General features: G+C 41.6%; 11 protein-coding genes. 6 read left to right on the top strand and 5 right to left on the bottom strand.

Going from position 1 to position 12,397, the window contains the following annotated elements:
• Positions 1-57: 57 nt before the first annotated feature.
• Positions 58-765 (top strand): phosphatase PAP2 family protein, encoded by a 708-nt coding sequence (locus FTT98_RS11185; protein ID WP_180041204.1) that lies wholly within the window; start codon positions 58-60, stop codon positions 763-765.
• A gap of 46 nt (positions 766-811) precedes the next feature.
• Here FTT98_RS11185 and FTT98_RS11180 read toward each other — a convergent pair whose 3' ends face one another.
• The 5 genes from FTT98_RS11180 to FTT98_RS11160 all read right to left on the bottom strand — a co-directional run bounded on the left by FTT98_RS11180 (position 812) and on the right by FTT98_RS11160 (position 7,178).
• Positions 812-2,131, bottom strand: coding sequence for an ATP-binding protein (locus tag FTT98_RS11180; protein ID WP_180041206.1), 1,320 nt, complete (start codon positions 2,129-2,131; stop codon positions 812-814).
• A 19-nt stretch (positions 2,132-2,150) separates the two neighbouring features.
• Positions 2,151-2,819: a response regulator transcription factor gene (locus FTT98_RS11175; RefSeq protein ID WP_078189962.1), complete on the bottom strand. Its 669-nt coding sequence runs from the start codon at positions 2,817-2,819 to the stop codon at positions 2,151-2,153.
• A 3-nt stretch (positions 2,820-2,822) separates the two neighbouring features.
• Entirely contained in the window at positions 2,823-4,493 is a 1,671-nt protein-coding gene (locus FTT98_RS11170) for a phosphoethanolamine transferase (protein WP_180041208.1), read from the bottom strand.
• A gap of 140 nt (positions 4,494-4,633) precedes the next feature.
• Positions 4,634-5,764: a porin gene (locus tag FTT98_RS11165; protein ID WP_180042234.1), complete on the bottom strand. Its 1,131-nt coding sequence runs from the start codon at positions 5,762-5,764 to the stop codon at positions 4,634-4,636.
• A gap of 127 nt (positions 5,765-5,891) precedes the next feature.
• Positions 5,892-7,178, bottom strand: a complete 1,287-nt coding sequence (locus FTT98_RS11160; RefSeq protein ID WP_180042236.1) for an MFS transporter — start codon at positions 7,176-7,178, stop codon at positions 5,892-5,894.
• A 168-nt stretch (positions 7,179-7,346) separates the two neighbouring features.
• Here FTT98_RS11160 and FTT98_RS11155 point away from each other — a divergent pair, with 168 nt between their 5' ends.
• The 5 genes from FTT98_RS11155 (at position 7,347) to putP (ending at position 12,119) form a co-directional block, all read left to right on the top strand.
• Positions 7,347-7,982, top strand: a complete 636-nt coding sequence (locus FTT98_RS11155) for a 1-acyl-sn-glycerol-3-phosphate acyltransferase (protein WP_180042238.1) — start codon at positions 7,347-7,349, stop codon at positions 7,980-7,982.
• A gap of 61 nt (positions 7,983-8,043) precedes the next feature.
• A complete protein-coding gene (locus FTT98_RS11150) occupies positions 8,044-8,967 on the top strand; it encodes a patatin-like phospholipase family protein (protein WP_180042240.1) in 924 nt (307 codons plus the stop codon).
• A gap of 99 nt (positions 8,968-9,066) precedes the next feature.
• Positions 9,067-9,546, top strand: coding sequence for an NfeD family protein (locus FTT98_RS11145; protein WP_180042242.1), 480 nt, complete (start codon positions 9,067-9,069; stop codon positions 9,544-9,546).
• A 16-nt stretch (positions 9,547-9,562) separates the two neighbouring features.
• Positions 9,563-10,417, top strand: coding sequence for an SPFH domain-containing protein (locus FTT98_RS11140; RefSeq protein ID WP_078189969.1), 855 nt, complete (start codon positions 9,563-9,565; stop codon positions 10,415-10,417).
• A gap of 211 nt (positions 10,418-10,628) precedes the next feature.
• Positions 10,629-12,119, top strand: a complete 1,491-nt coding sequence (gene putP / locus FTT98_RS11135; RefSeq protein WP_180042244.1) for a sodium/proline symporter PutP — start codon at positions 10,629-10,631, stop codon at positions 12,117-12,119.
• Positions 12,120-12,397 lie beyond the last annotated feature (278 nt).

The following is a 12,397-nucleotide window of genomic DNA, read 5'->3' as shown; positions in this document are numbered from 1 at the left end:
TTCGTGGTTTCAAATAGCTGCATTCAAACAAAATAATTTCAGCACATCACACGACTTATGCTCTCGAACCGTTCCTTTTTATTACGACAAGCCCTGTTGCTCACGCTCAGTATGATTGGCCTACTTTATTTTTTCCCCGTTGGTGGTTCGCTCGACCAAACTTTTATTCAGCCTTCGGTCGACCTACATGGTGGTTTTCCTCATCGTAATGATTGGGCACTTGCGGTGCTGAACCATCGCTATATCAAGAATATCGTCATAGGCGTGTATGTTCTCTATATCACAGCATGGATATGCAGTTTTAAATATCCGCATCTGAAAGCACGTAAGTTTGAATTCGGTTATTTTATCGTAGTGGCTCTACTCAGCACGGCAATCATTGGGTTGCTCAAATCACAATCTGCGCATGCCTGCCCTTGGAATATGACCGTCGCTACAGCCCATGGCTTTTCTTGGGATTTTTCAGCACGCCAAGGACACTGTTTTCCCGGTGGCCATGCTGCAACTGGTTTTGCCTTAATTACAGGATATTTTGTTTATCGAATACATCGACCTGCCCGTGCGTACTTCTTTTTATCTGCAGGGCTGATTTTAGGCTTTGCTTTTGGCTGGGCGCAAATGATGCGGGGTGCGCATTTTCTGAGTCATAACCTTTGGACCGCATGGATCATTTGGGCATTTAATTGTGTCATGTATGTGTTGTTTTCTCGCCATCTCACTACATCAACTACGCAGCAAAACAGCAAAGCATTTACATGGATCTAATCTTTAAGTATCTAAATTGAGCTTGATCCGAAAATGATTGAGTCACTCATGATTCACTGAATGGGATCTGTAAACTCACTTTCAGACCACCTAGTGTTTCACTTTGAGAAAACTCCAATTCCGCACCGATATGTTTTGCGGCTTTATCCACGATCGCTAGCCCTAAACCACTTCCAGTTTCTTCATGATTATAAATTCGATAAAAGCGTTTACGAATTTGCTCATATAAAGCAGGGTCGATACCAGGCCCGCTATCTTCAACCTGTACAACCGCCTGCCCCGCATGTTCAAAGACGGAGACATTAATCATGCCCTGTGCAGGGGTATATTTGATGGCGTTATCAATCAAATTAAAAATGATTGAATGTACGGTTGGCTCAAGACTATATAAGGCAATGCGCTGTTGTCGCTCCATGCCAAGGTCAATATCTTTTTGCATCGCCAAATGCACCAGTTGCTCCACGCAATTGGTTGCGACTTGCTTCAGATCAAAATGTTGTTTGCGCTCAAGTTCAAAGACCGAGGCGTCTTGTTTTGCCAAACTCAACAATTGACTGACCAAATGCTGAATACGAATTAAACCTTTACTCAAATTTTGTAGAGCGTCATCTTGTGGAAATTTTTGTAGCAAAATCTGCATTTGCAAATTCAGTGCGGTAATTGGGGTCCGTAACTCATGCGCTGCGTCGGCAATAAACTGGCGTTGTTCCTGCTGCGACAACGAAATTCGTTCAAACAACTGGTTCATTTCAATGATAGTCGGTGCAATTTCCTCTGGATACGGCATTTGAGAGATTGGAGAAAGTTCAAAGGCATCCCGTTTTGCCAGTTCTTTTTTAAATTTTTCCAGTGGGTTTAAACTGCGTTGAATCAACCATCCCAAAGCGAATAATGCAAAAGGTATAAAAACCAAATAGGGAATAAACATGCTGCTGGCCAATTCTGCTGCAAGATGCTGCCGAACCGACTCTTGCTGACTGACCTGAATTTGCCGATCTGCGAGTGGCAAAATATAGGTATGCCACTCATCCTGTTGGGTACTGTGGGTATAAAAACCGGCTTTGGGCTGAGGCGCGACCAATAATTTTAATTGATGAGTTTGATGTGCATTGGACTGATAGGTCCACACATCAACAAATAAATCTTCTTCATGATAATGCTTATGTTGATCAAATTCGCTGCGAATAGGCTGCGGATCATGCTCTGCAACACGTTCCGCCAAATTTTGCATTTGCGCATCTAAAATTTCATTAATTTCTTCAAGTGCAATTCGATAAGCTGAAAACACCAAAAGACAGCCCAAAAGCATACTGAAAACAGACACATAAATAATTAGTCTCTTTTTCAGAGAATAAGGCTGCTGCATGGTCGATAATTCCTTTGCCTTAACCGAGTCGATAACCTAAACCACGAATGGTGCGAATAAAATCTTTGTCTAATTTTGTTCTGAGATGATGCACATACACTTCAATGGTATTACTGCTGATATCACTATCAAAATCATAAAGCTTATCTTCTAAATTGGCTTTTGAAAAAATCTTATTCGGATGCGTCACTAATGGAATCAATATGGCCCATTCACGGTTAGATAAATCGACATATTGCCCCTTATAGCGTGCAAGATGCTGCTCAATATCTAAAATCAATTCACCATGTTTTAAAATTTTCTGTGGTGCTTCGACTGAACTCAGCCCTGTGCGTCGAAGAAGCGCATGAATCCGTGCAAGTAATTCATCAAACTCATAAGGCTTAATAAGATAGTCATCTGCCCCATGGTTTAAACCATCTACACGATTTTGTAATTGATCACGTGCCGAGATGATTAATACCGGCAATTTGGGCTGCATTTGACGAATTTGTTTCAGGACTTGCATACCATCCATCATCGGCAAACCCAGATCTAGCAAGACGATATCAATTCCCCCTTGCATTATGAGCTTTAAGCCATCGATACCATTATTCACCCACTCGACTTCAAACTGTTGATAGTTCAACAAAGTTTTAGTCGATTCGGCAATCATGAAATCATCTTCAATAATAAGTATTTTGTGCATGGCTTAAGTCCTGCGCTGTACTGAAGTACATTGTTGCAACATATTGTTTTTTTCATCAATCACCTGAGTCTGCACATCGAGCAAACTCAATAGCGATGGAAATAGATTATCCTGACTTAATTTTTGGCTTTTTTGTGCCATTAAACAAGTATATTGCGCTGAATTATTTTTTTGCCACGCCGGTGAAAACCACATCAACATCGGTACATGGGTTTGCTGTGACGGTGCAATTGCGTATGGAGAACCATGTAAATATAAGCCATGCTCACCGGTCGACTCACCATGATCAGACAAATACCACAGTCCTGTTTGATAATTGTCAGTCACTTTTAAGGTGTTAATCAATTCACTCAGCACATGGTCGGTATAGATAATACTGTTGTCATAACTATTTATTAATTCTATAGAGCTACATCCCTGTATGGCATTGCTATTACAGGTTGGCTTAAATTTTTGAAACGCTGCGGTACTTCGTTTGAAATAAGCAGGGCCATGACTGCCCATTTGGTGTAATACAATCAAACGGGGAGTTGGATCTGCTTTGGGGATCGAAGCCAAATATGCCTTCAAACCATCCACTAAGATTTCATCATGACATTCGCCATCGGCATCACACCACTTTTTCTTCAGCGCTTCAGGAAATTCATATTTTTCAACACGTGTGCATGTGCCCTTACAGCCTGAATTATTATCTAGCCACGTCACCTTATAGCCTGCACGCTGTGCAATATCGAGTAAACCTTCGCGATGACTTGCAAGCTGTTCATCATATTCGGTTCTCGGCATACCTGAGAACATACAAGGAACAGACACAGCGGTTGCGGTGCCACATGAGCTGACTTGGCTAAAATTGATAATATTTTGCTGACTGAGTTCAGGATTGGTATTTTTAGCATAGCCATTGAGTGAAAAACTTTCCGCGCGCGCAGTTTCACCAACCACTAAGACCATCAATTTTGGTAAGCTTTTGGCGCTTACGTTTTCAACCATATGTGCATCTTCACCATAGTTCAGCAATGGCAAATTCTGTTTCGGTGCTTTTTTGTGATAATAGGAAAATGTCGAAGCGATACTGTTTTGTGGTGAGAGCATGCCTTTTAAGTCACGATGCTCACGAAAGATCGCAGCATAATCGACAAAATAAACAAACAGCAAAGCACCCAAAAGGATGAGCGATAGCACTATATGTAGACCCTTTTTGGCTACGACCGTGCTTAGGGCTTCTTTATGCAGTGGCAAAAGCCAGATCAATAGCACTGGCAAAATAACCAGTCCAAAGACCCAGATAAAAAATTGTGGCGAGATTAAATCCTGCACTTCCTTTACATCTGTTTGCATCATGTTCTGCACTTGGTCAGATGTAATGGTCACGCCTAAACTATTGACGAAATAGGCACTCAAGCCACCAATGATCAGCAAAACACTCGCCAAAAGTTTTGAATTCCATCGCCATTGCAGGAGTTGCATCAGCACATTATAAAGTGCCACTACCACCAGTACGGTTGCCGCTAAAAATAGTCCGGCCTTCAGCCCCGTATAAGGTGTGAGCTGCTGGATTTGCTGATAAAACGCGAGGTTCAAAACCACCCCAAGCCATAAGGCAAGCACGAGGTTAAATTGACTTAAACTAAGTCTTGGAATTTTTTGCTGTATTTTAGCTATGACCTGAAGCATATTGGCATCAATTATTGATCTTTGATGCCCTAATCTAAAAATTCAAACTTAAAAATCACTTAAAACTGATCAAAACCAAGCAAGAAAAATCAAAAAAGGCGATGTAAAACATCGCCTTTTGAACAACTTAAATCAAAGTTTTAGAATTTAAATTCTAGACCTGTACCTAGAACAGGTTGTTCACTTTCATTCGAACCTTTTTCAAGTGCTAAGTAACCTGCATAACCATAAGCTTTCACTTGTTTGCTAAATGCATAATCCGCACCTGCAATGAATTGCTGAGCTTCGTAATCCTCACCTGCTTTATAAGTCGTGGTATTTTGACTATATTGTGCTTTTACTGTCCAAGCTTTTGCAGAAGGTAGATTGTATTCTGCGCCGACTAACCAACCTTGAGCATCATCAATATTTGCTGCTGCAACATCATTACCTTTAGCAGCCTCAACCTCTGATGTTTGATACAGTGCTTTGAGTGCCAAACCACCCTCAAGATTTACACGACCAATCGCACGAACGGTATTTGCTGCAGCAAATACTGAAGTTACTTTTCCATCTTTATCTAATGCAGGATGCACCTCAGGCGCGCTTGCATTTAAGATCCCTACACCACCAAAGTTCGATGGAATGGCTTTGTCATAGGCTAAACCTGCAACAACAACAGGGCTGTCATAGACAACAGACGCCGACCAAGCATCGCCAAGACCACGACCTGCAGTTTTTACTACACCTTTATCACTCTTGATTCCTGAAGACTCACCTGTTGCAAGCAATGCATTAACTTTAATTGCACCTTCAGCAATTTTAAAAGCTGGTGATTCATAGACAACAACGTTATCTACACGGTTTTCACCCGTCATGATGCCTGTAACATCAGCACGGTTACCCACGTAGTTGTTGAATGTATCAACCGGACTAGACAATTGTTTTAATGGTGTATCATGTGCACCGACTTTCAATGTACCAAGTTTCGCATCTTTCAAACCAACGAAGCGGTTACGCTTAGACCAGTCATCGCCTTCGCCGTCTGAGTTAAATGCCCATTCAATTGCATAAACTGCGCTTAAACGGTCAGTCAGTTTTTCATCGCCCTTTAAACCCAAGAAAGAACTGTTTGAACTGATTTCAACAACATCTTTGTCTGAAACACCCGTTTTATTATCTTCAGGTAAATAATCAACAGACGCATCAATTTCACCGTAGAATGTTGGTGCTGCAAAGGTTGACCCAGCCAAAAGGCTCAATGCGATAGCCGCTGCTAACTTAGTTTTCATCAAAAATTTTCCTTAAATTATTTTGTAACAGATATTACACACGCGAAACATATTACAAAATTATTAAAATAATATTTGCATTGCTCTTTTAGTGCTTTAGCTGATAAAAAACAACCAAAATCATGATTTAGAAGTGATTTTGGTCATTTTTTGATGCTTTTCCCCAAAATAGAATCGGGACTAAGCTCAATGCAGCCAAACCTGTGATCCAAAATAAATAAGTGCTATAACCCAACTGATCGGCCACTATGCCACTGATGCTATACAGCCCCCCACTCACCGTAGCCATAATGGCAACCTGAAATGTAAAGTCCGTTGCTGCAAATGCTTTACGACTATATTGCATCACCAAAGTCAGCATGATCACGAGCAGCATGGCTGAAATCATGTCTTCGGCAGCATTGATCCCATAGATCAGCCATTCATGGACGGGCCGTTTTGCCTCGAACTGCAAAGCCAGCCATGCATAGGCCAATAAACTGAATATTTTCAATACCGAATAGAAAACCAAGGCTTGCGCCCGAGAAATATACTTCAAGCTAAGACCAGCAAGCCCCGCCCCAATTAAAGCAGCCACTGCACCTAGCATGGTGACATACAGACCAATTTGACTAAAACTCAATCCTAAATCGACCATCAGTGGCTTAAGTAAAGGACCTGCTAGACCATCTGCAAGCTTAAAACTCAATAAGATCATCAGCCACAGTGTGAGAGTTTTAGTTTGAGTAAAATAAGTCAGATACTGGCGAATGGCGTAGAACAAGCCTGAAGTATGTTTATGGTTGTTATCATTCTCTGGACTAGATTTTATGTTGATTGGTGGCTTTGAAGGTTCTCGATACAGAAAAATAGGAATCGTATTGATGAACACCAATGCCGCTAAAAACAGAAAGGTGGCTTGCCAATCCAACCAATCCAAGGCCCAAAGTACAGCGCCACCACCGACAATAAAGCCGAGTCTTGAACCAATCACCTGAAAGGTATTGCCCCAGTGCTGTTGGTCAGTTTTTAAAATATTGACAGCCAATCCATCCGTTGCAACATCTTGAGTTGCACCGACCAAATTCATACTGAGTAAAGCCACAAAAAACAGCAGCAAATACATTGGTTCATTCAAGCTTTGGATCGGCAAAAAAGACAGGAAGACCAAGACCACCACGGACAACAACTGCATTGGAATAATCCAACTCCGATAGTGCCCTTTGGACCTTGAACCATGTCGATCAATCCACGGTGCCCAAAAAACTTTGATCGACCATGGCAGCATGAGTAATCCAAAGCCACCAATATGTGCCAAAGATACACCTTGCGCTCTTAAAATCACTGGTAAAGCATGCGTCATAAAACCGACAGGTAACCCTTGCGCCCAATATAAGGAAAACAGTAAAAGATAGAGCTGACGAAGCTGGATCATAAGTTCCTAAATGTTGAATGCGCTGAAGTTACATTTAGAGTAGTCAAAATACGGCTATTTTGCCAATGATCTAAAAAAATCATCGACCTAAGATAAGGTCAATGCTGATGCCATACTTTTAAATGTGCATCGCATCGAAAATGGATTTCACCTATATAAGAATATGCAATGAATCAAAAGACTCAATTATTTCCGGTTTTGCCCGATCAAGTCCCATCACGTGGTTCCACCCTGAGCCGCGCAATTTTTAAAAAACTTTTTTTGGCACAAGGATGGAAATTTGACGGCGAATTTCCCAACCTTGCCAAAGCTGTAGCGATCATTTCTCCGCATACTTCTAATATAGATGCATGGCATGGTTTTCTCGCCTTGCTTGGGATCGGGATAAAAATAACCATTTTTGGTAAAAACACCCTTTTTGATACTCCCTTAAAACCACTTTTGGATTGGGTCGGCGTGATCCCAGTACAGCGTGAAAATCCACATGGACTGACACGTGAAATTGCTGAGATTGTCCAAGCGACAGATCAAATTTGGATTGGAATGGCACCTGAGGGAACACGAAAAAAAGCCGATAAAATCAGGAGTGGTTTTTACTATATTGCCTATGAAACACAGATTCCTATCGTGATGTTTAGCTTTGATTATGCAAAGAAAACCATTCATTGCTTGGGTGTTTTTGAACCGAGTGGAGATTTTGAAACTGATCTCGAAAAAATTTTGAAGATATATGACGGGAAATTTTCCCCGAAAAATCCCGAATGGTTGGCCTTGCCGTTACAAAAGCACTGGAAAAAGCCCTAGTCAAATGGCTATTTTTTTGATGTGATGTGCACTTTGTATATTTAACCATCAGATTTCACCCATGAAACTTTTGCATTACCTGATTCCTAGCCTCTTCGTATTAGCACTCGCTGGCTGTGATTCCGCAACCAAAACGCCTGCAACCACGACACCTACACCTGCCAAAGCACGTGAACCGGTGATCGCGATTGCGCTCGGTGGCGGCGGTGCCAAAGGTTTTGCTCATATTGGTGTGCTTAAAGTGCTCGAATCGCACGGTATTAAACCTAAAATTGTGACTGGGACCAGTGCGGGTAGTTTTGTCGGTAGCTTGTACGCCAGCGGTAAAACACCTTATCAAATGCAGCAATTGGCCCTGAACTTTAAAGAGTCCGATATTCGTGACTTAACCTTAAATAGCCAAGGCATTATTCAAGGGCAAAAACTGCAAGACTTTGTTAATAAAAACGTCGGCAATAAATCGATTGAACAATTTCCAAAACGCTTTGCTGCTGTAGCCACCCGTTTGGATAATGGCAGTAAAACTGAATTTAATCGTGGTAATGCAGGCCAAGCGGTACGTGCATCGTGCAGTATTCCGAATGTATTTGTACCTGCGACCATTGCAGGGGTGAAATATATCGATGGTGGCTTAGTCAGCCCGATTCCGGTGAAAACCGCACGTGATATGGGAGCAGATATTGTGATTGCAGTTGATATCTCTGCGCGTCCTGACGGTAGCAAAGCCGTAAGCATGTTTGGTTTACTCGATCAAACCATTAACATCATGGGACAACAAAGTATTAATGAAGAACTGAAAAATGCCAATTTCGTGATTCAACCTAAAGTAGGACATATTGGTACACTCGATTTAAAGTCGAGCAATGCAACGATTTTAGAAGGTGAAAAAGCCGCACAGCTCAAAGTGAATAGCATTATTAAGGCGATCGATAACTTTAAACAGTCTCCTGCGGCCTTTAAACCAGCACCAAAAGCGAAAATATAATTCAACGATTTTTTTTATATTCATTGAGTTATACATCTGCTACATTGATATAGATACTGGTTCATCTATATCAATTCACCCTTATATAAGAGTAGATGTATGGAATTTATTTTAGAACCTTGGCACTGGTTTGTATTGGGCGTCGCTTTGATGCTTTTTGAACTGATTTTGCCGTCTTTTGCTGCGCTCTGGTTTGGCGTTTCCGCAATTTTGGTTGGGATCTTATATTGGATCTTTCCATCCATGGACTTTAATGTGCAAATTGTGGTTTGGATTATTTTTGCCGTGCTCTGCACATTTTTGTGGTTCAAATTTATTAAGCCTTTATCCATTGATAAAACCAAAGCTGGTCTGTCCCGTGAAGCGACGATTGGCCAAGTGGGTATGGTGATTCAAACCCAGCTCAATCATGGCAGCGTTAAAGTTCGCTTCCCGATGCCTGTTTTAGGTTCAGACGAATGGCATTGCCGTACCCAAGATGCACTTCAAGTCGGTGATCGCATTCGCGTGACCGATATTTTAGGCAATGATTTAGTCGTCCAACTGCACAGCAGCAACCACCCCGCTGACAATCCATAAATAAGTGAGAAATGACATGTCTGGTGTTTCTATTGTTTTTTTAGCGCTCTTAGTTTTTGTAGCCGTCACCATTTTTAAAGGTGTTCGTATTGTTCCCCAAGGTTATAAATGGATTGTTCAGCGTTTAGGTAAATACCATACCACGCTCAATCCGGGACTGAACTTTGTGATTCCGTATGTCGATGAAGTGGCGTATAAAGTCACAACCAAAGATATCGTGTTAGATATCCCCTCTCAGGAAGTGATCACACGTGACAACGCGGTACTGCTGATGAATGCTGTGGCTTATATCAATTTAACCACACCTGAAAAAGCAGTTTACGGTATTGAAAACTACACATGGGCGATTCAAAACTTAGTTCAAACCTCTTTACGTTCAATTGTCGGTGAAATGGACCTCGATGATGCACTGTCATCGCGTGATCATATTAAGGCTAAACTTAAAGCTGCTATTTCTGACGATATCTCTGACTGGGGTATTACGCTTAAAACTGTAGAAATTCAAGATATTAAACCTTCTCATACCATGCAAGCGGCAATGGAAGAGCAAGCTGCCGCTGAACGTCAACGTCGTGCGACAGTGACCAAGGCAGACGGTGAAAAACAAGCGGCTATTTTGGAAGCGGATGGTCGTTTAGAAGCTTCTCGTCGGGATGCAGAAGCTCAAGTGGTACTGGCAGAATCTTCACAGCGTGCAATTGAAATGGTGAGTTCAGCCGTCGGCGATAAAGAAATTCCAGTTGCGTACTTACTGGGTGAACAATACGTTAAAGCCATGCAAGATATGGCTAAATCTAATAATGCCAAAACTGTGGTATTACCTGCGGATGTACTCAACACCATTCGTGGTGTGATGGGACGTAATAACTAAATCTTCACATTAATAAAAATGGGTCGTGACATACGGCCCATTTTTATGCCCAAAACAAAAAAGAAGGCAAAGTTTGTGAATTTATGTTTAAATTTCACGTTATTTTTTTGACGTTTTAGGACTTATCGTTCGATTTCACCTACTTGGCTTAGGCAAATCCCATTGAGTCCCCTAATTAAACGCAATTGTCCAACGCCAAAGCGGATACCGTATGAGCTCCCTGAATCCCACCCTAATTACCTTTCTCTTTTATATTGTCGCCATGGTCGTGATCGGTTTACTTGCATACCGTGCGACCAGTAACTTTTCTGACTACATTTTAGGTGGCCGCCGATTAGGGAGCTTTGTCACTGCCCTTTCTGCAGGTGCATCGGATATGAGTGGTTGGTTGCTCATGGGTCTTCCGGGGGCGATTTACCTTTCAGGTTTATCTGAAATGTGGATTGCAATTGGTCTGATCATCGGTGCTTGGCTCAACTGGCTACTTGTGGCAGGTCGTCTCCGTGTACATACCGAAGTTCAAAATAATGCCTTGACCCTACCTGACTATTTCTCAAATCGTTTTAACGATCAAAAGAAAATCTTACGTATCGTGTCTGCTGTGATTATTTTGATTTTCTTCGCAATTTACTGTGCTTCAGGCATGGTTGCAGGCGCTCGATTATTTGAAAGTATGTTTGGTATGTCGTATAGCACTGCGCTTTGGATCAGTGCCATTGCAACGGTGAGCTATGTGTTTATTGGTGGCTTCCTTGCTGTCAGTTGGACCGATACCATTCAAGCGGGCTTTATGATTTTTGCCTTGCTACTTACCCCTATCGTGGTCATGTTGTCATTCTCTGATTTAAGCCAGTTCACTCTGGCACTAGAAGCGGCACGCCCTCAAGCGATGAATGTATTTGCTGACTTAAGTTTTGTCGCAATCATGTCTTTATTGGCATGGGGCTTAGGCTATTTTGGTCAACCGCATATTTTAGTGCGCTTCATGGCAGCTGATTCTGTTAAATCGATTCCCAATGCACGCCGTATTGGTATGACATGGATGACACTCTGCCTCGGTGGCGCAGTTGCAGCAGGCTTCTTCGGTATTGCTTATTTCCAACAGCATCCAGAACTAGCAGGTATCGTTACAGCAAACCCTGAAACGGTCTTTATGGAATTGACTAAAATTCTATTTAACCCATGGGTTGCAGGTATCGTATTGGCTGCGATTTTAGCTGCGATCATGAGTACCTTAAGCTGTCAGCTTTTAGTCTGCTCAAGTACATTAACTGAAGACTTTTATAAATCATTCTTACGCAAAAATGCTTCACAAAAAGAATTGGTTTGGGTCGGCCGTATTATGGTGTTAATGATTGCGTTGCTTGCGATCTATATGGCGGGTAATCCTGACTCTAAAGTCCTTGGTCTCGTCGCATATGCATGGGCAGGCTTTGGTGCTGCATTTGGCCCACTGATTATCATGTCATTGTTCTGGAAACGCATGACACTCAATGGTGCTTTAGCAGGTATGGTGGTTGGTGCTGTTATGGTTATTCTATGGAAAAACCTCTGGGGCGACACAGGCGTTTATGAAATTATTCCGGGCTTCATCTGCTCACTACTTGCAATCATCATTGTGAGCTTAATGGGCAAAGCACCATCTGCCGAAGTCACTGAAAAATTTGAAGAAGCAGATCGTATCTATAAAGAAAGTATTTAAGACCAATAGCACTTAAATTTAAGCTCTAAGTTTTAATATCTGCAAAAAAGGACGCCTAGCGTCCTTTTTTGTTTTTTATCATGTCATCCATTTTGATATTACTTAGATGTTTATTCACATCTGTCCCAAATGTACAAAATATAAAAATGCCCTTTGTACACGACAAAAAAAGATAACTCATTGAAATAATGGCATAATACTTGTTTTCTGACGACGAATATGATGACACATTTCAATGAGTTACATCTCATCTTAAACAAATATCTAAAGTGGAACAA

This window comes from Acinetobacter sp. YH12039 (genome assembly GCF_013420015.1).
GTDB lineage: Bacteria > Pseudomonadota > Gammaproteobacteria > Pseudomonadales > Moraxellaceae > Acinetobacter > Acinetobacter amyesii.
This window is presented reverse-complemented; position numbering and strand designations above follow the sequence as displayed.